Source organism: Clostridium sp. MB05, from assembly GCF_046581255.1.
Lineage (GTDB): Bacteria > Bacillota > Clostridia > Clostridiales > Clostridiaceae > Clostridium.
The window spans coordinates 2,936,790-2,956,611 of the sequence record NZ_CP174370.1; the positions used below are offsets into that span (position 1 = coordinate 2,936,790).

27 protein-coding genes and 1 tRNA gene are annotated in these 19,822 nt (G+C 27.0%); 8 read left to right on the forward strand and 20 right to left on the reverse strand.

From position 1 onward, the window contains the following. Positions 1-337: 337 nt before the first annotated feature. Entirely contained in the window at positions 338-1,336 is a 999-nt protein-coding gene (locus ACH36K_RS13740; protein ID WP_411168181.1) for a GGGtGRT protein, read from the reverse strand. 20 nt (positions 1,337-1,356) lie between these two features. Then, positions 1,357-2,049, reverse strand: a complete 693-nt coding sequence (locus ACH36K_RS13745; RefSeq protein ID WP_411168182.1) for an iron-sulfur cluster assembly scaffold protein — start codon at positions 2,047-2,049, stop codon at positions 1,357-1,359. Between the two features lie 245 nt (positions 2,050-2,294). Here ACH36K_RS13745 and ACH36K_RS13750 point away from each other — a divergent pair. Continuing rightward, positions 2,295-2,377, forward strand: a tRNA-Leu gene (locus ACH36K_RS13750). A 165-nt stretch (positions 2,378-2,542) separates the two neighbouring features. On the opposite strand, the gene ACH36K_RS13755 is transcribed toward ACH36K_RS13750, so the two are convergent. Then, complete coding sequence (locus ACH36K_RS13755; protein WP_411168183.1) at positions 2,543-2,713, reverse strand: hypothetical protein; 171 nt, start codon at positions 2,711-2,713, stop codon at positions 2,543-2,545. Between the two features lie 392 nt (positions 2,714-3,105). On the opposite strand from ACH36K_RS13755, the gene ACH36K_RS13760 reads away from it, so the two are divergent. Together ACH36K_RS13760 and ACH36K_RS13765 are read left to right on the forward strand one after the other, a co-directional pair. Continuing rightward, the gene (locus ACH36K_RS13760; protein WP_411168184.1) at positions 3,106-3,423 is read left to right on the forward strand and encodes a hypothetical protein; all 318 of its coding nucleotides are present in this window, start codon (positions 3,106-3,108) and stop codon (positions 3,421-3,423) included. Between the two features lie 916 nt (positions 3,424-4,339). Next, a complete protein-coding gene (locus ACH36K_RS13765; protein ID WP_322397199.1) occupies positions 4,340-4,654 on the forward strand; it encodes a hypothetical protein in 315 nt (104 codons plus the stop codon). 449 nt (positions 4,655-5,103) lie between these two features. Here the strand turns inward: ACH36K_RS13765 and ACH36K_RS13770 are convergent, their stop codons facing one another. The 11 genes from ACH36K_RS13770 to ACH36K_RS13820 all read right to left on the reverse strand — a co-directional run bounded on the left by ACH36K_RS13770 (position 5,104) and on the right by ACH36K_RS13820 (position 12,234). Continuing rightward, the gene (locus ACH36K_RS13770) at positions 5,104-5,397 is read right to left on the reverse strand and encodes a hypothetical protein (protein WP_411168185.1); all 294 of its coding nucleotides are present in this window, start codon (positions 5,395-5,397) and stop codon (positions 5,104-5,106) included. A 164-nt stretch (positions 5,398-5,561) separates the two neighbouring features. Beyond that, positions 5,562-5,930 carry an RNA polymerase subunit sigma gene (locus ACH36K_RS13775; protein ID WP_411168186.1) on the reverse strand — a complete coding sequence of 123 codons (369 nt, stop codon included), beginning with the start codon at positions 5,928-5,930 and terminating at the stop codon, positions 5,562-5,564. Then, positions 5,902-6,291 (reverse strand): hypothetical protein, encoded by a 390-nt coding sequence (locus ACH36K_RS13780; RefSeq protein WP_411168187.1) that lies wholly within the window; start codon positions 6,289-6,291, stop codon positions 5,902-5,904. The genes ACH36K_RS13775 and ACH36K_RS13780 overlap by 29 nt, the downstream gene beginning before the upstream one ends. Before the next feature lie 258 nt (positions 6,292-6,549). After that, positions 6,550-7,050 carry a hypothetical protein gene (locus tag ACH36K_RS13785; protein ID WP_411168188.1) on the reverse strand — a complete coding sequence of 167 codons (501 nt, stop codon included), beginning with the start codon at positions 7,048-7,050 and terminating at the stop codon, positions 6,550-6,552. Positions 7,051-7,577: 527 nt separating this feature from the next. Beyond that, positions 7,578-7,760, reverse strand: a complete 183-nt coding sequence (locus ACH36K_RS13790) for a hypothetical protein (protein ID WP_411168189.1) — start codon at positions 7,758-7,760, stop codon at positions 7,578-7,580. A 711-nt stretch (positions 7,761-8,471) separates the two neighbouring features. Then, complete coding sequence (locus ACH36K_RS13795) at positions 8,472-8,894, reverse strand: VOC family protein (protein ID WP_411168190.1); 423 nt, start codon at positions 8,892-8,894, stop codon at positions 8,472-8,474. Between the two features lie 74 nt (positions 8,895-8,968). Next, complete coding sequence (locus tag ACH36K_RS13800) at positions 8,969-9,376, reverse strand: VOC family protein (protein WP_411168191.1); 408 nt, start codon at positions 9,374-9,376, stop codon at positions 8,969-8,971. Positions 9,377-9,428: 52 nt separating this feature from the next. After that, positions 9,429-9,920: a Csac_0668 family 2Fe-2S cluster-binding (seleno)protein gene (locus ACH36K_RS13805; RefSeq protein ID WP_411168192.1), complete on the reverse strand. Its 492-nt coding sequence runs from the start codon at positions 9,918-9,920 to the stop codon at positions 9,429-9,431. Positions 9,921-10,030: 110 nt separating this feature from the next. Next, entirely contained in the window at positions 10,031-10,834 is an 804-nt protein-coding gene (locus ACH36K_RS13810) for a hypothetical protein (protein WP_411168193.1), read from the reverse strand. Positions 10,835-10,877: 43 nt separating this feature from the next. Then, a complete protein-coding gene (locus ACH36K_RS13815) occupies positions 10,878-11,000 on the reverse strand; it encodes a hypothetical protein (RefSeq protein ID WP_322382557.1) in 123 nt (40 codons plus the stop codon). A 418-nt stretch (positions 11,001-11,418) separates the two neighbouring features. Next, entirely contained in the window at positions 11,419-12,234 is an 816-nt protein-coding gene (locus ACH36K_RS13820; protein ID WP_411170708.1) for an alpha/beta hydrolase, read from the reverse strand. A gap of 210 nt (positions 12,235-12,444) precedes the next feature. On the opposite strand from ACH36K_RS13820, the gene ACH36K_RS13825 reads away from it, so the two are divergent. Together ACH36K_RS13825 and ACH36K_RS13830 are read left to right on the forward strand one after the other, a co-directional pair. Then, positions 12,445-12,630 carry a hypothetical protein gene (locus tag ACH36K_RS13825; RefSeq protein WP_411168194.1) on the forward strand — a complete coding sequence of 62 codons (186 nt, stop codon included), beginning with the start codon at positions 12,445-12,447 and terminating at the stop codon, positions 12,628-12,630. Positions 12,631-12,642: 12 nt separating this feature from the next. After that, positions 12,643-12,891 (forward strand): spore coat protein, encoded by a 249-nt coding sequence (locus ACH36K_RS13830; RefSeq protein WP_411168195.1) that lies wholly within the window; start codon positions 12,643-12,645, stop codon positions 12,889-12,891. Positions 12,892-13,084: 193 nt separating this feature from the next. On the opposite strand, the gene ACH36K_RS13835 is transcribed toward ACH36K_RS13830, so the two are convergent. The 3 genes from ACH36K_RS13835 to ACH36K_RS13845 all read right to left on the reverse strand — a co-directional run bounded on the left by ACH36K_RS13835 (position 13,085) and on the right by ACH36K_RS13845 (position 15,168). Next, positions 13,085-13,273, reverse strand: coding sequence for a hypothetical protein (locus ACH36K_RS13835; protein ID WP_322382024.1), 189 nt, complete (start codon positions 13,271-13,273; stop codon positions 13,085-13,087). Between the two features lie 269 nt (positions 13,274-13,542). After that, positions 13,543-14,301, reverse strand: coding sequence for a polysaccharide deacetylase family protein (locus tag ACH36K_RS13840; protein ID WP_411168196.1), 759 nt, complete (start codon positions 14,299-14,301; stop codon positions 13,543-13,545). A gap of 192 nt (positions 14,302-14,493) precedes the next feature. Continuing rightward, positions 14,494-15,168: a hypothetical protein gene (locus tag ACH36K_RS13845; protein WP_411168197.1), complete on the reverse strand. Its 675-nt coding sequence runs from the start codon at positions 15,166-15,168 to the stop codon at positions 14,494-14,496. Between the two features lie 290 nt (positions 15,169-15,458). Between ACH36K_RS13845 and ACH36K_RS13850 the strand changes: the two genes are divergently transcribed. Together ACH36K_RS13850 and ACH36K_RS13855 are read left to right on the forward strand one after the other, a co-directional pair. After that, positions 15,459-16,001, forward strand: coding sequence for an NADH peroxidase (locus ACH36K_RS13850; RefSeq protein ID WP_411168198.1), 543 nt, complete (start codon positions 15,459-15,461; stop codon positions 15,999-16,001). Positions 16,002-16,026: 25 nt separating this feature from the next. Next, complete coding sequence (locus ACH36K_RS13855) at positions 16,027-16,347, forward strand: DUF1540 domain-containing protein (RefSeq protein WP_411168199.1); 321 nt, start codon at positions 16,027-16,029, stop codon at positions 16,345-16,347. Between the two features lie 163 nt (positions 16,348-16,510). Here ACH36K_RS13855 and ACH36K_RS13860 read toward each other — a convergent pair whose 3' ends face one another. The 3 genes from ACH36K_RS13860 to ACH36K_RS13870 form a co-directional block, all read right to left on the reverse strand. Next, complete coding sequence (locus tag ACH36K_RS13860) at positions 16,511-17,284, reverse strand: response regulator (protein ID WP_411168200.1); 774 nt, start codon at positions 17,282-17,284, stop codon at positions 16,511-16,513. 314 nt (positions 17,285-17,598) lie between these two features. Further along, entirely contained in the window at positions 17,599-18,612 is a 1,014-nt protein-coding gene (locus ACH36K_RS13865) for a pyruvate kinase (protein ID WP_411168201.1), read from the reverse strand. 157 nt (positions 18,613-18,769) lie between these two features. After that, on the reverse strand, positions 18,770-19,207 hold the full coding sequence (locus ACH36K_RS13870) for a hypothetical protein (protein ID WP_411168202.1): 438 nt from the start codon (positions 19,205-19,207) through the stop codon (positions 18,770-18,772). Positions 19,208-19,324: 117 nt separating this feature from the next. On the opposite strand from ACH36K_RS13870, the gene ACH36K_RS13875 reads away from it, so the two are divergent. Beyond that, the gene (locus ACH36K_RS13875) at positions 19,325-19,813 is read left to right on the forward strand and encodes a DUF4883 family protein (RefSeq protein ID WP_411168203.1); all 489 of its coding nucleotides are present in this window, start codon (positions 19,325-19,327) and stop codon (positions 19,811-19,813) included. Positions 19,814-19,822: the final 9 nt, after the last annotated feature.

The following is a 19,822-nucleotide window of genomic DNA, read 5'->3' on the forward strand; positions in this document are numbered from 1 at the left end:
AATCTATATAAAACTGATATTTTAATTATTCAAAATTGCTTTTTTACCTACTTTGAGCAATTAAATTTTAAAACTCTTCATTATTTTTTTTAATATTAACAATCCTTTTTGCATCTAAAAAAGATACACGTCATTAGCATTTCTGATAAAATAACGTGTATCGTAATTTTATTTATGTTCCCTTATAATAAAGTTCCCTCAAAAAAGCCCCGTATAAAGCCATTTGCTAAACACGGAGCTAATTTATCTATTTATTTCTTCCCAAACTTTTTATGACTTTGGAGAAGTCTTTTATAAGTTGGGAATATTCATTTTAATTCTACAATTAAAGATCAAATTATTTCATTGATTCTTCTATAGCAACTGCTACAGCAACTGTAGCTCCAACCATTGGGTTGTTACCCATTCCGATAAGACCCATCATTTCAACGTGAGCTGGAACTGATGAAGATCCTGCGAATTGTGCATCTGAGTGCATTCTTCCCATAGTATCTGTCATACCGTATGAAGCTGGACCTGCAGCCATGTTATCTGGGTGAAGAGTTCTTCCTGTACCACCACCTGATGCTACTGAGAAGTATTTCTTGCCCATTTCAACACATTCTTTTTTGTATGTTCCTGCAACTGGATGTTGGAATCTAGTTGGGTTAGTTGAGTTACCAGTAATTGATACGTCAACTCCTTCGTGATGCATTATAGCAACACCTTCTCTAACGTCATTTGCTCCATAGCATTTAACCTTAGCTCTTGGTCCCTTTGAGTATGGAACTTCTCTAACTATTTCTAATTTACCTGTGTAGAAATCAAAGTTAGTTTCAACATAAGTAAATCCATTTATTCTTGATATGATGTATGCAGCATCTTTACCTAAACCATTTAATATAACTCTTAATGGTTCTTGTCTTACTTTGTTAGCTTTTTCTGCTATCTTTATAGCACCTTCTGCTGCTGCAAAGCTTTCGTGTCCTGCTAAGAAAGCAAAACATTTAGTTTCTTCTCTTAAAAGCATAGCTCCTAAGTTACCATGGCCTAAACCAACTTTTCTATCATCTGCAACTGAACCCGGGATACAGAAAGCTTGTAAGCCTTCTCCAATAGCTTCAGCAGCTTCAGCAGCCTTTGTGCAACCTTTCTTTATAGCTATTGCAGCTCCTAAAGTGTAAGCCCACATAGCATTTTCAAAAGCGATTGGTTGAGTTGATTTTACGATATCGTAAACATCTATACCCTTTTCATCGCAAACAGTTTTTGCATCTTCTATTTTAGTCATTCCGTATTTTTCTAATACTGGAGTGATTTGATTAATTCTTCTTTCATAACTTTCAAATAATGGCATAATACTTTTCCCCCTTCAAACTATTCGTGTCTTGGATCAATAGTTCTAACTGCTTCGTCAAATCTGCCGTATTGGCCTGTTGCCTTTTCCATAGCTTCGTTAGCATCCATTCCCTTAGCAACCATTTCCATCATCTTTCCTAAGTGAACGAATCTATATCCAATAATTTCATTGTTCTCATCTAAAGCAATTTTAGTTACATAACCTTCTGCCATTTCTAGATATCTTGATCCTTTTGCAACTGTACCGTACATAGTACCAACTTGTGATCTAAGACCTTTTCCTAAATCTTCAAGTCCAGCTCCTATAGGTAGTCCCCCTTCTGAGAAAGCAGTTTGGCTTCTTCCGTAAACTATTTGAAGGAATAATTCTCTCATAGCTGTGTTTATAGCATCACAAACTAAGTCTGTATTTAATGCTTCTAATATAGTTTTTCCTGGTAAGATTTCTGACGCCATAGCAGCTGAGTGAGTCATACCTGAACATCCGATAGTTTCAACTAATGCTTCTTCGATTACCCCATCTTTAACATTTAAAGTTAATTTACAAGCTCCTTGTTGAGGTGCACACCAACCCACACCGTGAGTTAATCCTGAAATGTCTTTAACCTCTTTAGCTTGTACCCATCTTCCTTCAACAGGAATTGGCGCAGACCCATGATTTGGTCCCTTAGCAACAACGCACATTTCTTCAACTTCTCTTGAATACATCATATTATATCTCCTCCCTAATTATAGATTGCTATAGTCTTATTAGGTTTATGAACACCTTTTTAATATATGTAGACTACAAGTAATCGGGACAAATCTATACCCACTGGGATAAATTTATCCTATATCTATAATAACAGATGAATATAACTCTAACAATATAATCTTATAAAAAAATGTCTTTTATGGTATAAAATTTTACTTCTTGCTATTTTAATCCACATCTGATATAATAATTTTTGCAGTCAGTCGGCATGGCGGAACTGGCAGACGCACATGACTCAAAATCATGCGGGAAACCGTGTGGGTTCGATTCCCACTGCCGGCACCAATATTTCAAAGAAATGATCTTGTCAGTAGGTTTAAACACCTTTTGATAAGGTCATTTTTGTTTTTTTCACTTTTGTTACAATGATAATAAAATCACCTACATAAGTAAGTGCTTAATTAAAATACTAGCTAAGTATATTCTTTATTTTAATGCTTTCTATATAGTTCATCCGCGAAATCTTTTACGCTTTCCTAAAAATACAATATAACCCCAACCAATACCAAGTATTAAGAATAGTAGAGCTTTTATATAACTACCTAAATAAAGATAATATCCCCCAAAAAGGATCCCTAAAACACATAATAATAATGCTACATATCTTTCTATACCCTTCATACATACCCCTCCATATATTACTATTAATATAATAATATACTAAAAAAGAATATATTAAAAGCATCTACCATTTAATTTAAAACTGTATCCTTTGCCAAGGACAGTAAAAAAAAGGGTAGACTAATTTATTTATTCCTATTCCATTTTGATACTAATCTATGACTACATTTGAATATCTAATATCATATTCTATGTTTCTCTTTTATTTTCTAGACAAGCTATTTTTTCTTTAATCTCATGTATTTTGCTTTTTCTTTTATAATATTATCTATATAACCTTCCTTCTGTCTTTTTAAATAGTTCTTTATCCATTCTATCTCTCCTTAATCTATACATTTTTGTATATTTAAATACTTATCTAGCCAAAATAACCTTGAAAGGTGGTTATTATAATGAAAAAATTTATTTCTGTTATTTTAGTTTCTTTATTTTTAAATTTTAATATTGTTAAAGCTCAGCCTAATCCTGCTTCTAATGTATATACTGAAGGAGTATATAAAGTATCTGATTTTAATTTTCCATCTGGACATGAATACATTATCCAAAATATATCTAATAATGATCAGGTTTATGTCCAGGTTTTTAATGAAAATTTAATTACTATGCAAACCATCCGTTTAGATCCTTCATCTAAAAAATATAATCTACTCCCTTTATCACCTAATTATAGAGTTTCAATTATTGGTAATGGAAAGCTATTTGTTTCTTAATTAAACCATTTTATATAGAGTGGATTACTTATGTAGTCCATTCCTCTATTTTTTATAGATTATCAAATTAAGTTATGGAAGCAAATTATTGTAATTTAAAATATATACTTATTTTCGACATTATTAACCCAACCAATTATTTGAATAAGCTATTATCCCTAATATAGTACCAACTAATGCACTAATTATAATCTTAAAATAATTTTTTTGCTCCTTACTCTTTTCTATATCCATCTGTTTCACCTCACAAATTTATATAAATTATACAATATATTATATTAAATGTATAATTTGGAATATATGTCTAACAATGATACCGTATTATTCAATTTTCAAAGAACATATTTTATTATTTAGATTAATAAAAATTGCTTATATTAAAAATAAAAAGACCACATGATATTCTTCAACCTAAACTGATATACCTCCTACAGTTTCTTATATAAAACCATTCACTAAAATAGTGTGGTACTAATTCTATTTAATTATTATGTTTATGTTTGTTTTAGCATAAAACCTCTTTAAAAGCTAGTTATATCAATGGTTTAAGCGTAGTTACTACATGAATTTATTAGGTAACTACTATATACCCCACTCCTCTTCTAGTTGATTAACTATTTTCATCATTTCTCCATCATCTTTTACTATATCGGGGTGATATGCCTTTGCTAAGGTTTTATATATCTTCTTATACTTGTCTTTATCTTCCTCATTGTGGTTACTATGTTTATCTCTCTGATAACTACCATATTAATTATAATTATTAATAAATTTATTTACTTATCTTATTATAATATCTATATAACTTTTCTTCTGTCTTTTTAAATAGTTCTTTATCCATTCTATCTCTCCTTAATCTATTATGTATATTTAATTATCTATCTAGCCAAAATAACCTTGAAAGGTGGTTTTGCTAATGAAAAAACTCATTGCTATGCTTTTAATTTCTTTATCTTTATCATTTGGTATTTTTACTCAATCTGCATATGCTGTAAATATCTTTAATGAAGGCGTTTATAAAGCAGCTGATTTCAATTTTTCACCAGAAAATAAATATATTGTTCAAAATATATCTCAAAATAGTGGTGTTTTTATTCAGGTTTTTGATGAAAATCAAAATTTATTGCAATCAATTCATCTATCCCCTACTTCTGATAAATATAATTTAATTCCTTTAAAGCCAGACTATAGACTTGTAATAGTTGGTAATGGTAACGTGTTTATTTCTTAAAAGCTTATTTTTTATTTTTCTTAATTTTACCTCTACTATATAGAGTGGATTACTTATGTAGTCCACTCATTTATTATTTAAATATAAAAATACCGCATATTCATTTTTGAATAATACGGTATTTTAAGAAATTATTTGGTTTTATAGCTATTGTACCTTTATAGAAGTATGCGAATTAAAAAGTGCTGTCAAAATAATTGTGACTTTCTCTGATATTTTCTTTAAAGGATGGAATTGATTCATTATCAATTATATAAATAAGCTTCTGAATTACCTTCAAGTAAGGCTTCTCATTTCAAAAACCTTTCTTGAATATAATATATATTTATAAAAGCTGATATTACAAATTTTAGGTTTATTAATTAATGTGCTAAAAGTTCTACACCGTTTAAAATTGAGTTTTACAAAACCACCATATACCTTGAGATTTAACACTATATTTCTATTTATTATTTTCTTTCAAAATCATATAACTCATCTTCATATCTTTCAAGTTCAATTTCAATAATTCCATTATCTCTACACTTAAAAATATCTTTACTTCCAATTGGCATTTCTCTGAGTTTTGAATATTTCGGATAAATATCAGTTAGCGTTGCATAACAATATTTCTGTAATTTGTTTTCGGAGATATCAAAACAATGTTTTTTTATAGTTATTTCATCTCCTTCATTAAATATAGGGCAATATCCATTCTTTTTGATTATTTTCATTTTAATTATTGTCTGCGATTTAATTTCCATTGTTTTTTCCTCCACATTTCCCTTAATATTTTTTTATTTTAATTTAGACTTCTCTTTCTTCTACAATTGTGATTTAAACATACTCTCTTTGTACCCATATTAGAACAATTTCAACTTGATAATGTTCTAATATGACCAGAATTCATCATAAAATCCACACTTTATTAATTTGGATTATTTAATTCAAAAATATCTTCTTCATAAATCCTTCCTAAAAAATATCCATCCATTGCAAATCTAAGTCTTTCAAGATATAAATTATATTTTTTCCTAGGAAAATATTTAATCTTATACAAATCATTTGGGTCAAAGTGATGCGCAATACTTTCTAATATATATCCATAAGTAAAAATAATTTTGTATGAAATTTCATTATCGATCCCATTAGAAATAGATTGCCTACTTAGTTCCACAAGACAAATATAATAATCCCAAAAACTTTCTTTATGAAATTTTGATTCTTCATGAAGAAAATATATAAAACTTTCTTGAGTTCCATTATAATTAGCATTGAGTATTTCTATTGCATCCATTTTTATCTCCTAAATTTCTCTGTATCCTATAAATTGGTTCTTGCACAGTATAATTTCCTGAATTACATATACTTATCTCTATAATAATTTCACTATTTTGTGGAAGTAATTTATCCAATAATTTATAAATTTTTTTAACAGAGGATAGTACATTTATTGATTTCATGTAAATAACATAATGTTGCTCTAAATCATATAGATAATCTATACAATCTAAAGAAATTTCATTTCCAATAACATCTATTAATTTTTCTTCTATTTCCTCATTTTCTCCAAGGTTTAATTCTTTCTCAAGATTCATTTCATAATAAATACTATCTCTTTCTTTTATCGGATAAAAGTGCACCGCAATTATACCCATTATTTTTACCTCCATTAGAAATCTGAACAAATTTACATTTCTATTTTAAGTAAATTATACCATATTTAAATACTGCATTATTCAATTTTCAAAGAACATATTTTATATAGGGTGGATTACTTATGTAGTCCACTCATTTATTAGAATTGAGAAATAAAAATACGGTAAAGTCCATTACTGAATAATACGATATTTTTAAAAAAATTATTTATTTATATAGTTGTTACTTATTATAAGAAAATCTCGAAATAACTCAACTTACGCTCCATAAAACTTCTTTCCTAATTTAGCTATAATCTTCAGAATAATACTTTCAGGAAATTTATTTTCTAGTTTTGTTATAATATTGAGAATAATGCTTGTAGGAAATAAATGCTGTTTAAACAATATAATAATTGATAAAAAGGCTTGGACTAAACCTACTATAAAAAATATAACATGTAGATAAATAATCATTTCAAGCATTATGCATTGAACAATAATCCAGACTACTAAAGCCCAACTAACAATACTACTTATATATCCTTGGTATTTTGATTTAAAAATAATTGATACAGCACTAAATACATTTCCAAGTCCGATTACTGTACATAAGATAATTCCGGGTATAAGAAAATTACTAAAAGGTGAATTTTTTAAAACCTCGGTCGATATTCCCCCTGGCCCCTGTGGATTTAGAATAGCCATACTCCCTCCACCTATGGCTCCTAAACCCACAAATACATGTAAAACAAATAATAAGTTATATACTTTTTTCATTTCTATTTACCTCTTAAATTATTATAAAATCATCACAATATTTTACAATCGCGAATTATCAATATACAAATTATACCATATACTTATAGCTAGATAGATTATTTTATATACCGTATTATTCAATTTTCAAAGAACATATTTTATTATTTAGATTAACAAAAATTGCTTATATTAAAAATAAAAAGACAGCAGGATATTCTTCAGCCTAAACTGATATACCTCCTACAGCCTCCTATATAAAACCATCTACTAAAATAGTGTGGTACTAATTCTATTTAATTATTATGTTTATGTTTGTTTCAGCATAAAACATCTTTAAAAGCTTGTTATATCAACAATTTAAGTGTAGTTACTACATGAATTTATTAGGTAACTACTATATACCCCACTCCTCTTTTAGTTGATTAACTATTTCTTTCTAAATAGTTCTCTATCCATTCTATCCCTCCTTAATAATAAAAAATACCGCATATTCATTTTCTAATAATACGGTATCACTATAAATATTTAATTATGTTTTATACTGTTTAAGAATTCCAGATTAAAGGAACAATAATTAAATATGCACTTATTACTGCCATTATTGTATATCCCTTTGATTCTCCTTTAGGTTTCTTTATAGCATTTATAATTCCTATTACTAATGTCAATGGTGTAACAAACATAGTAATTTCGCCCATCCCTGCTATAAATTTTAATAGTGAACTCATACTTCTATCTCCCTTTTAAATAAACAATATGCTATGACTATCTATTCATTATAGCATATTTTCCCAATACTGCATTATTCAATTTTTAAAGAACATATTGTATATAGAGTGGATTACTTATGTAGTCCACTCATTTATTATTTAAATATAAAAATACCGCATATTCATTTTTGAATAATACGGTATCTTAATTTATTAATTTAGCTATAGTCAATTAATTAATGGTATAATTTAACTACGTCTTCTACGTCTTCTACGTCTTCTACAACAACAACAGCAACAACATCTATTAAATCCAAATCCGCCAAACCCGAATCCGCCAAATCCAAAGCCCACATTAATCACCTTCTTCTTTTGTATACTTTAGTATATTCATAATATTACATAATTGTTCTTAAATATGAACTTATATTTTATTATATTAATATTTAGGCTGTATTGCTGTGATTACTTTTAATACCTCATTATTCAATTTTCAAAGAACATATTTTATTGTTTAAATCAATAAAATTTCTTATATTTATTAAAAATAAAAAGGCCATGGAAATTATATCAGTCTAAACTGATATAATTTCCATGGCCTTACAAACCTTCCACGTTCTCAAGTGTAATACTAATTATATTTTATTACTATGTTTATCTTTATATTTATTATTCTCACTATCATTCTTTACTGAACAAAACATATTATCACCTTGTATATTTAATTGTTTATTTTACTCGTTTTGCAATGGGGTGGTTCTCTTTAAATTGAACCAAATCCCATAGATTCCCATATAAATCTTTAAATACCGCAATGGTACCATATGTTTGATCTTTAGGCTCTCTTACAAATTCTATACCTTTTGAAAGCATTTCCGTATAGTCTCTCCAAAAATCATCAGTACCTAAAAATAGAAAGACTCTCCCCCCTGCTTGATTACCTATAAATTCCTCTTGCTTAGAATTAGATGCTCTTGCAAGTAATATCGTAGTTCCAGAAGAACCAGGTGGTGACACAACTACCCAACGTTTGTCTTGTTCAGGTTGATATGTGTCTTCAATTAATGTAAAGTGAAGTTTCTTCGTATAAAATTCTATAGCTTCATCATAGTCTTTAACAACTAGAGCTATATGGACAACTGATTGTATCATTTTCTTAACTCCTAACACTTCTTAATACTATTTAAGTGCTGATTATTAAATAACATTACTACAATGTAGAAAGTTTATTTAATCTCAGTATCTCTAATTTCTATTTCAGTTCCCTCTGGTGCCTTTATTTTAAATAGGCTTTCTCCAAGTACTTTATAAACAACTTGACCATTTTTTAGTTTGAAATCATTATATCCTAAAGATATAATTCTCTCATATTCCTGTTCTACATTGTCAACCATAAATGCCATATGAACTGGCCCAGCATTTAAAGAACTCCATTTATTGAATTTCTCACCTTCTTTAGGCGTTTGAAGTTCTATCATAAAGTTATCTAATTTTACCCACGTATTAAAATCTCTTCCATGAAAATTGGGTGTCTCATTAATCATTTCAAATCCTAATATTCTTGTATAGAAGTCTAGTGATTCTTCATATTTTTCTGTTTGAATGCATATATGGTGTATCATTTTTATGCTCATATGTCTTCTCCCTAAATTAATTTTTTAAACCTTCCTTCAGAAAAGGTACATTTTATTTCATTGATAGTCCTTTATCTATTGCATCCTGAATTATTTGATGACAGCACTTGCCTAATGGATTTTTCTTTTGACATTGTGAATTATTCATTGCTCCAGTAATTTTTAAAACCTCCATCATATTAGTAGCTCCATCTTTCACTACAGCATTTATTATTTCTTCTTCTGTAACTTTACTACAATAACAGACATATTTAGGATCTGCATCTTTTCTAAACCATATTGGTACTCTTATCTGCTGTTTATTAAATTTGGTATTAGATTCTGTATTATAGTAAGTAATATCACATTCCTCACTCATACATAAGGAATACTCATCATGTCTAACTTGTTCAGTTAGTTCCTCAACTACCATATGTTTTACTGTGATTTTTTTTACAGGATTACCCTGTTTTTTGCACACAGGACATAAATTGTTTTTTTCAATATTACAAGAAGATTTCCTTGTATTTTCACAACAACATTTATTCAAAATTTCTTCTCCCATTACTTATATTTACCTACTTTTAAGTCAATAATATATATTTTATATAAGCTCTAATACAAAATATTTCAAAACTTTAAATGTAGTTACTATATAACTTTATTTGATAACTACTATATACCCCATTCTTCTTTTAGCTTATTAACTATCTTCATCATTTCACCATTATCTTTTACTATATCTGGATGATATGCTTTTGCTAAAGTCTTATATAGTTTCTTATATTTACTTTTATCTTCCTCATTGTAGTTACTATGTTTATTACTCTGATAACTACCATATGAATTATAATTATTGTAATTACTTTTAAAGTTTTCAGATTCTTTACGCTGCTGCTCTTTAGCTGATTCATATTGACTTTTTATATTCTCTAGTATTTCTTTATTTCTAAGAGTTCCAAATACATCATAGCAATAATCGTAACTATTTGAACCATATGCTTTCTCAAATTTCGCTTTATCTTCTAAATATTTTGTTAGTATTTCTCTGTGTTTTTTATACGTTTTATATTCTTCTGTTTCTTTATATTCTTTTTCTATTCTCTCCCTTAATGGCTCTAGCTTAACTGATACAATATCAAATAATTCATCTACTGTAATACCTATCGTTTCTGCTCTCTCCCCTAAATCACAGAAGTCTCCTATATATCCATCAAATGTTGCTATATAATAATAATCCATAGTACCAAGTACCCATTGTTTCTTTTTAACCTTGCCATCCTCTCTATAGCTCTTATGAATACTTATCTTATAAGCCTTCTTTATAGGCCTTCTAAACCTTTCATCTGAATAATTATGACTATATGATATTTTTCTCTCTCCCGAAATAACAAAATCATTAACTGTAGATTTTAATTCCTTATATTCTCCATAAGCATTCTCTTTTTTAAGTTCTACTTCTTGTATTACACAATACATTTATATCACTTCCTTGTAGTTACTTCAATACGTTTCTTAGTACCTACTCTATATCTAAATAAGCTCTATAATATTTACCTATTTTAGATTCTTTTCTTGTATTTTTTATATTTACTTCTTTTGATAATATCTCTAATATTTTAATCTTATTAAAATAACATAACACTGGATATATACTATATTCTATCTACAAATCCTTTTTCTGGAGACCACTCACAACTTCCACCTGTAACCTCCCCCTCTACATAAAACAATCTATTAAGTTATATAAAAAATTATATATTATATTACATATTTTTTATACCATATTTTTCAAATTTAAAGAACATATTTTATTTTATCCACCTTTTCTTGTGGCTCCTCTAATAAACATTAGTATTAAAGCCACACCTATTAACCATAGTCCTATACCTATTAAGATTTATATCACCTCTAAGCTCAAATACTTCTAGTATTCCACTTAACTTCGCATAAAACTCTTCAATTTCTTTTTTAATATTTTATAATTGCAGAATAATAAAATATACTGCATATTTTTTTTTCAATAATACGGTATTTTTATTAGTTATTTTGTACTTTAGATACTAATACTCTTTTATTAATTTTATTATCTCATCATTTATGATATCAGGCTCAAATTGATGTATAGAGTGTCTTGAGCCCTTAACAACCATTTGAGTACTATCAGTAGACCACTCCTTCAAGTCTATCTGACTACTTTCCCATTCAGGAATTGCTAAAGTATTACTTTCAGCAGTAAATATTCTAAGGGAAATATTTCCTAATTTCCCGTTGTCTAAAATTATTTTTGCATTATTACTTGCCATCTTACTTTCATATATAATATTTCTATTATACATAGTTTTAAGAGTCATTGACATATATAACTCTTTCAAATCATCGGGTAATAATTTTTGATTATTTTGTCCTGATACAATTTTTGAAGAATAACTTGTATGATACATTGCTAGTCTAGCAGTTCCCAATGATTTTAGCATCTGATATTTAAAACCTGTATTACTACTTATTTCAGGATTATTTTCAAAATAATATTCAGGACTACCACCATCAATTAATACAATTCCTGAAACCTCATCTTTGTATTTTTGTGCAAACCTTATTGATGTCAATGATGCTAACGAATGTCCAACTAATACATATGGAGGCTTTTGCCCAGATTCTGAAAGAGTTGTATGCATTTCATCCACAATTGAATCAATATCTCTTGAGACATCTGTTATTTCACTCCATCCATGTCCTGGCTTATCATAAACAGCTACTTTAGCATGTTTTGAAATTACATTATAAAGAGGATAAAAATCTGCATAAGCGCTTGGCTCATTTAGTCCTCCAGTAAAAACTACAGTTACATTCCCTTCTCCTTTTGTAAATACATTTATTTTATGATTATTTACATTAACTTATTTTATAATTTTTATTCCCCCCTTTTATATTTTCAATTTTAAGCTCTTTTATAAATGAAGTAAATCTATTAAAAATTTTGATAAATTCTTTCATAATTTACTAGTTAGTTATTTTGTTTATAATAAGAATAATTAAAATTGCTAATTGCCATAATAGTATAGAACTATTAAATAAGGAGTGATCTTATGTGTAATTTAAATCAATTAGAACTACAAAATTTAAGACATCTTATAGGTGCCCATGGAACAATTGCAAATAAGCTTGATGAATATGCAAAACAATGTACCGATCCTCAAATAACTCAAATGCTTCAAAGAGATGCTCAAGAAGCGAGAACTAGTAAAGAAAAATTAATTTCATTCTTAAAATAGGAGGTATTTAAAATGAAAGAAAAAGATATAATGAATGATTATTTAAGTATGATTAATAGTAGTTTAACCGGATATGCTAGTATAATAGCTCAAACAGACAATCAAGAATTGCGCCAAACAGTACAACAAATGAGAAATCAAGATGAAATACGTCAATATACAATTTATCAAAAAGCAAAGGAAAAAGGATACTATAAACCTGCTCAGCCAGCTTCTCAAGCTGATATTAATACAATAAAAACTGAATCAACTATGGAATGATAAACTAAATTTGCACCTATATTATAAATAAAAGGTATATTATTAATAATGTACCTTTTATTTATCTATTTAACACACTAATTTAATATCCCTATCATCTAACATAAAATAAAAAGGAGTAACAACCAAAGTCACTTCTTTTTATTTACACTAAATTATATATTATATTGCTTTCTTACTCTAATTATAGCTACTAATCTATCTCTTTAATCCATTCATCAATTACTTCTTTAACTATATCATTATACATTACTAATCCAGTTATATCTTCATAGTCATATCCTTCTTCTACTAATTTATTTAAAGCTTCCTCTTTATTATTCGCTTCAATTTCCCTATAAATATATCCTGCCATTGGGACATAAACTCCATATTTTTTCATTAATTTCATTCCCCCTATCAAATATTACACTTATTAATTAAAAACTTTCTCACTTTTGTATACTTTAATATATTCTTAGCATTACATAGTTGTTCTTTAATATAAAATTTGCTTTATATTACAGTATTTTAATTTATAAATATTTATCCTTTCACGTAACTAATTATTTATCTTTAATATCTTATAAATATAAAATAAAAAATACCATATATTAAGTTTTGAATAATACGGCATTTTGTTTATTAATTATTTAATTATTTAATTATTTCTTATGATACTCTAAAATACATCTCTGGCGTATCTTCTTCAATAGTTTTAAATTCATATCCTTGTTCTTTATAGTAGTCTATTATCTTTGGAAGTGCCTCACAAGTATTCTTGTGCATATCTGTACAATGCATAAGTAAATTAATAGTTTGTAAATCTTCACTTCCCTTTGTTGCTTTTCTATATATTTTGCTAGGTGCTAGTTTTGGATTTAAGCCATCTGTAGAATCTGCATTCCAGTCATATATCTTAAAATCATTATCATGTAGTCTTTTTAAATATTTCTTATTTAAATGCTTATAACTCCCTCCAGGAAATCTAATTATATTTGGTGAAGTTCCTGTTACTCTGTTTATTTCATTACGACAATCAACCATTTCTTTTATAAATATATCTTCACTACAATAAACGCAGTTATATTTATGACTAAATGTATGTAATCCTATACTATGACCTTCATTATTAATTCTTTTTAATGTATCTTCTCTATCTTCAATTTGATTACCAATTACAAAAAATGTTGCTTTTACTTCTTTTTCTTTTAGTATATCTAAAATCTTATTTGTTACTTTATAACTTGGTCCATCATCAAAGGTTAAATATATAACTTTTTTATTATTACTATTCAGATTTGCATCAAACTCTTCATTATTTTCTATTATAGAATCTACAGATATACTTGTCATATTTTGTGCATATATAAAAGCAATAAGAAATATACTTACAGAAAGAAATAAAAATTTCTTCAATTTATGCTCCAATTTATTTTCCTCCTTGTAACTTGATGTTTTTGTATTAATTAAAAAATTCATTACATCTTATGATTTACCTTTTTGCTTTTTTTATTTATGGTAATTTTAAACAATATGAAATTGAAAGGGTAGAAAGATTGTCTTCCTACCCTTTTTAAATCATTCTATTATTGAATAAATTTTTATTTACTTTACTTCTTTCTACAATTCCGGTTTTATTCCTTGCACTGGATCTGGTTTTACTTCCGGCTGTGGATCTGGCTTCACTTCTGGTCCCGGATCTGGCTTTACTTCTGGTACTGGATCAGGTATTGGTTGTGGATCTGGTGTTGGTTGTGGATCCGGTTTTACTTCTGGCTTTGGATCCGGTTTCACTTCTGGTTGTGGCTTTATTACTTCTTCTAAAATATTATTTGAATTACTATTTCCTGTAGAGATATTACTACTATTATCTTCTATCAATCTATTGTTGTCTTCTTCGTTTTTTTGTTCTTCTTCTTTCTTTGCTTTTTCTTCCTCTTCTTTCTTTACTAATAAATCCTTATACAAATTTTCATAAAACAATAAATCTTTATCTATATCATTTTCAGTCTTTGTTAAATCTATATTAGCATCCAACTCTTTTATCTTATCTTTTATGGAGTTTATCTTTTCAACTTTCTCATTTTTTATATCTTTCTCTTTATCTTCTTTTTTAGGATCATTTACTTTTTTTGTAGTTACTTTTAGAGATAGGTTTTTCTTATTTATGTTGTTAGAATAAATCATCCCTCCTATAATTACGGACATTAAAATTATTACTAAAGAAACACATAATCCTATTTTAATTTTTAAGTTTTCATTTATCACTTTAAGTAAACTTCTTATAAACCTCATAATTCATCCTCCGCTCAATGTCTTTACAATCTGCATCTCTACATTTTTCCACTTTTACCCTTATATTTTAACAAAATATAGTATTAAATACAAATAAATATATAACATTTAGCTTGTTACTTCCTTATTCAATTTTAATATTAGATAAAATATACAACTAAAGAAATTTTTCATTCAAAAATACAACTTTTTCAATATTTTTATAACATTATGTATTTTTTATGATTTTTAGCAAATACTACTATTACATTTTAGATCATTATCTAAATTTATTTTAAGGAGGATTCTAAATGAAAAAATTTGTTTGTACCGTTTGTGGTTATATCCATCAAGGAGATAATCCACCTGAATTTTGTCCTGTTTGTAAAGTAGGACCTGAAAAATTCCAAGAAATTACTGATGAAATGAAATGGGCAGACCAACATAAAATTGGCACTTTAGCAGATATTGATTCTGATATTTTAGAAGGATTAAGAGCTAACTTCATAGGTGAATGTACTGAAGTTGGTATGTATTTAGCCATGTCTCGTCAAGCTGATAGAGAAGGATACCCTGAAGTAGCTGAAGCTTATAAAAGAATAGCCTACGAAGAAGCTGAACACGCTTCTAAGTTTGCTGAAATATTAGGTGAAGTTGTTGTTGCCGATACAAAAGCAAATTTACAAGCTAGAGTTGAAGCTGAATATGGTGCTTGTGATGGTAAGAAAAAGCTTGCTGATTTAGCTAAACAAAATAATCTTGATGCAATTCATGATACTGTTCATGAAATGTGTAAAGATGAAGCTAGGCATGGTTGTGCATTTAAAGGCTTGCTAGATAGATACTTTAATTAATAATTGTTAAAAAGGAGAGATTTTTATGCAAAAAATTTATTGTAGTGCAAATAATTGTTCTCATAATAAAGAAAATATTTGTTTTTCCAATCGTACAAATGTTGTTGGAAAAAATTCAGATAAAGAATGTGATACATGTTGTGCATCATTCTTAGATAGAGCTATTTACGGAAATTTAACTAATAATACTTATGATGAGGGTGAGCCTTGTAGTTGTTTAGTTTGTAAAGTTAACACTTGTAGATATAACGAAAATGAATTATGTTCATTAAATTCTATAAATGTTTCTGGTAGTGATGTTAAGTTATATAGTGAAACTAATTGTGAAAGCTTTTCTAGAGAATAATATATAAAAAAATGATATCCAAAATTGGATATCATTTTTTTTATTAAGGGGATAAATTATTAATTGCTAAACTGCGCTAACAACTATATAAATATATTACTATATCTTTATGTCAATATTGTTACAAAAGACATAAGAAAGTATTTCTTTTTTCTTAAGAAATTTAATTTTTATTAAGCTTGTCTAATTTTTTTTGAAGATTATAGATTCTTATATTTGATTTTAACTTAGCTATAAACAATTCCTCATCTATTGGTTTAGTTATAAAATCATCTGCTCCACTATCTAGTATTTTAGATAAAGCTTTATTACTATCTAATGCAGTCACGGCTATTATTGATGCATCTATATTATTTCTTCTTATTTTTCTAATAAGGTCTTTTCCAAATTCATTCTTCAGTATAATATCTATTAGATATATATCATATTTTTTTCCGCTTTCTGTTAAAGATTTTCCGTCTTTATAATAATCTACATTAGTTATTCCTCTAGATTTTAATATTTCTTTTTCTAAATCTATAAAAAAGTCATTATCTTCAACTATAGCTATAGCCACTTCTTGAAGATCCTTAATATACTCATCTTCTCTAAAAACAGTGTCTAAATATTTTTTTATTTCTTCTTCTAAATCTTTTTTTAATATATACTCACTTATTCCAAGATTAATTAGGTCTTTTCTAGTATCTCCCATATCATCACTAGTTACTACAAATATAGGTATATCAAACTTCTTATCTATTTCTTTTATAAAGTCTTCGATACTTCCACATTTAGAATATAATGATGTTATTATAAGACTAACATTTTGTGAATCTAAGATTTCTTTTGCTTCACAAAAATCTTTAACATTAATGTATCTATAACCCTTTTCTAAAACTATTCTCTCTACTAATTTAGAAAAGAAGCCACTTTGCTCAATATGTACTATATTACACATCTTATCTACCCCTTTTGCCATTATTTTAATTTTATTATACAGTAAAATCAAATATTTTTCTTTATTTTTTTAATATAATTTATTAATTTATTAACTTATTGATTTATTATTTACTTTATAATAAAAAAGTGAAGGAAGGAAATTATAAAAAGTTATCCACATAATAAACTTTTTATAATTTCCTAAAGAATAAAAAAGAGTGGTTATCCCACCCATTTATATACATATAAAAACAATAAAATCATTACTACTCCTAAAATCACCCACAATATTGAATTAATAATTGTTTCTATTTTTTTATCCATACAAAACTCCTATTTATCATAATGATTTATTGCACTTTTTAGAAATTTAACTGTTTGAATAGGTACTTTTCCTATAGATGTTTCTCCTGCTAATAAAAATCCATCAACACCCATTTTTACAAACTTACTAATACTTTCAATTTCTGGCAAAGTAGCTGGATGTCCATTTTTCATGCTATTTAATAAATGTGTTGCTATTATCACCTTTTTATTATTTCTTTTTATCATATTAATAGATTTTTCTTGAAGATCTACAGCATTTAGAATTCCTGCTTCTGGAACTAAATCTCCTCTTCCTATAACTATTGAGTTAGCTACTTTTAATATTTTCTCAAGATTATTTATTCCTCTTGGTGTTTCTACCTTAGCCCATAAATCACAACTATTCTTCTTAACTTCCTTAGAAATTAAATCTCTTACTAGATTTATATCATCTTCACTTTCAACAAATGATTGACATATAATATCTATATCGTTATTTAAAGCCCATAGTATGCTTTCTTTATCACTTTTACTTAAGCAATTTTTGTTATTATATATATTAGATAAATTGCATCCTTTTCCCCCTCTTATAATTCCTCCTCTAAGAACCTTAGCCTTTATTAGCCCTTTATCTACTTCAATAATTTCAAAGTTCATTGAGTTATCCTTCATTGAAATGGACTTTATATCACTTTTTATTATTTCTTCTGTCTCTATTGTTAGAGGAATAAGCTTCATTTCCTTAAGTTTTGAAATCTCAATAATTTTATAAAAATCCTCTCCACAAAAATATACTTCTTGTCCACTATAAATTTTATATATATAATCTAACTCTTTAGATACTCTTATTTTTTTTCCACACAAATCAACCAGTATATGTAAATCTCCTTTTATTTCTCTTGCTACCTTTACTACCTGCTCAAATTCTTCTTTATTAAAATGAGAACAATTTAATCTTAATATGTCTGCTCCATTTTCTATAAGTTCTTTAATAACCCATTTATCTGTAGATTTTGGTCCTATTGTTGCTATTATGTGCATGATACTCTCCCTATTATTGTTATTAATTATTTCTACTACGGATTCATTAATTTTATTACAAATATAAAATTATATAATTTCATAAAAATATGACATAAAACTATCTTTAGCAATTTTATGTCATATTTAAATCTTTCATAAACATTATTTCTCCAATTCATATTTCCAAATTAATTAATACATTAACTATCTCTTCTATATATAATTTTTCTATTGTGCATTCATATTCTAAAGGTACTTTAATATACAGGGCTGGTGCATTTGTGTTCTTAAGTAAATAAAGATGCTCACCTATTTCACAAGTTATATTTTGAAAATTTTTTTGAAAAATATTTTTTATTATTTCACTACATTTTTTAGACTTTTCGTTGTTATCATAAAATATCTGGCATTTTGAAATATCTCTGTTGAATTCTATTCCAATATAAAAATCTATATTAGTTATATTTGCTATTACTACTTTTTTTAATAATACTTGTCCTTGATTTTTATTTTCCTCTTGTGATAAGTTTACAATGAAATTGCCACTTTTTTTTAATTCCTGTGAAATAGCATTTAGAACTTTAGTATTATTTATATCTATTCCGTATTTCACCCTTCCTCCAAGGAAAATTATTATTAATCTATACTATTCTCTTTTAATTAAAAATGTTCTAAACTCTTTCTTTACAGAATAAGTTTATATATAACTTATTATTTTAGGAGGCATATCGTGAAGAAACATTTTATTACTTGTATCCTTATAATGCTGATAGTCTTTCTACCTGGTTGCAATATTAATACAGCTCAATACATAAGGCCAAATACCAAACCTAATATTAATTACTATACAAATGAAATACATGAAAGACTTAACAACAAAGAACCTTATAATATTAAAATTTTTGATTTAGATATATATAAGTATTATAATGTTAGTCAGGAAGAACATAGCATTTTACCTGAATTTATAGATTCTTTAAACGAAAAAAATTACGATGCTGAGGTAGAAAAAGAACTTACTCCTCAATATAAGTTAATAATAGAATTTTCAGATGCAAAATATATTATAAATGCATACAATGATAAGTTAGTTTCCTTGTACCCTTGGGATGGAATTTATGAAGAAGATGTTATTTCAATGGAGGAAGTTTCAGATTATTATAATTTATATAAATTTTGTGAGTATATAAAAAAGGTATCAAATGGATTCGAAGGTTAAAAAAGACAG

What these genes read in the sequence shown, in the direction of transcription:
- ACH36K_RS13860 (WP_411168200.1), bottom strand. Translation starts at nt 17,284, where the DNA reads ATGTGTAATATAGTACATATTGAGCAAAGTGGCTTCTTTTCTAAATTA.
- ACH36K_RS13845 (WP_411168197.1), bottom strand. Translation starts at nt 15,168, where the DNA reads ATGAGGTTTATAAGAAGTTTACTTAAAGTGATAAATGAAAACTTAAAA.
- ACH36K_RS13865 (WP_411168201.1), bottom strand. Translation starts at nt 18,612, where the DNA reads ATGCACATAATAGCAACAATAGGACCAAAATCTACAGATAAATGGGTT.
- ACH36K_RS13855 (WP_411168199.1), top strand. Translation starts at nt 16,027, where the DNA reads ATGCAAAAAATTTATTGTAGTGCAAATAATTGTTCTCATAATAAAGAA.
- ACH36K_RS13780 (WP_411168187.1), bottom strand. Translation starts at nt 6,291, where the DNA reads ATGGGTATAATTGCGGTGCACTTTTATCCGATAAAAGAAAGAGATAGT.
- ACH36K_RS13830 (WP_411168195.1), top strand. Translation starts at nt 12,643, where the DNA reads ATGAAAGAAAAAGATATAATGAATGATTATTTAAGTATGATTAATAGT.
- ACH36K_RS13800 (WP_411168191.1), bottom strand. Translation starts at nt 9,376, where the DNA reads ATGAGCATAAAAATGATACACCATATATGCATTCAAACAGAAAAATAT.
- ACH36K_RS13740 (WP_411168181.1), bottom strand. Translation starts at nt 1,336, where the DNA reads ATGCCATTATTTGAAAGTTATGAAAGAAGAATTAATCAAATCACTCCA.
- ACH36K_RS13805 (WP_411168192.1), bottom strand. Translation starts at nt 9,920, where the DNA reads ATGGGAGAAGAAATTTTGAATAAATGTTGTTGTGAAAATACAAGGAAA.
- ACH36K_RS13755 (WP_411168183.1), bottom strand. Translation starts at nt 2,713, where the DNA reads ATGAAGGGTATAGAAAGATATGTAGCATTATTATTATGTGTTTTAGGG.
- ACH36K_RS13765 (WP_322397199.1), top strand. Translation starts at nt 4,340, where the DNA reads ATGAAAAAACTCATTGCTATGCTTTTAATTTCTTTATCTTTATCATTT.
- ACH36K_RS13745 (WP_411168182.1), bottom strand. Translation starts at nt 2,049, where the DNA reads ATGATGTATTCAAGAGAAGTTGAAGAAATGTGCGTTGTTGCTAAGGGA.
- ACH36K_RS13850 (WP_411168198.1), top strand. Translation starts at nt 15,459, where the DNA reads ATGAAAAAATTTGTTTGTACCGTTTGTGGTTATATCCATCAAGGAGAT.
- ACH36K_RS13770 (WP_411168185.1), bottom strand. Translation starts at nt 5,397, where the DNA reads ATGGAAATTAAATCGCAGACAATAATTAAAATGAAAATAATCAAAAAG.
- ACH36K_RS13785 (WP_411168188.1), bottom strand. Translation starts at nt 7,050, where the DNA reads ATGAAAAAAGTATATAACTTATTATTTGTTTTACATGTATTTGTGGGT.
- ACH36K_RS13835 (WP_322382024.1), bottom strand. Translation starts at nt 13,273, where the DNA reads ATGAAAAAATATGGAGTTTATGTCCCAATGGCAGGATATATTTATAGG.
- ACH36K_RS13810 (WP_411168193.1), bottom strand. Translation starts at nt 10,834, where the DNA reads ATGTATTGTGTAATACAAGAAGTAGAACTTAAAAAAGAGAATGCTTAT.
- ACH36K_RS13775 (WP_411168186.1), bottom strand. Translation starts at nt 5,930, where the DNA reads ATGGATGCAATAGAAATACTCAATGCTAATTATAATGGAACTCAAGAA.
- ACH36K_RS13795 (WP_411168190.1), bottom strand. Translation starts at nt 8,894, where the DNA reads ATGATACAATCAGTTGTCCATATAGCTCTAGTTGTTAAAGACTATGAT.
- ACH36K_RS13760 (WP_411168184.1), top strand. Translation starts at nt 3,106, where the DNA reads ATGAAAAAATTTATTTCTGTTATTTTAGTTTCTTTATTTTTAAATTTT.
- ACH36K_RS13790 (WP_411168189.1), bottom strand. Translation starts at nt 7,760, where the DNA reads ATGAGTTCACTATTAAAATTTATAGCAGGGATGGGCGAAATTACTATG.
- ACH36K_RS13825 (WP_411168194.1), top strand. Translation starts at nt 12,445, where the DNA reads ATGTGTAATTTAAATCAATTAGAACTACAAAATTTAAGACATCTTATA.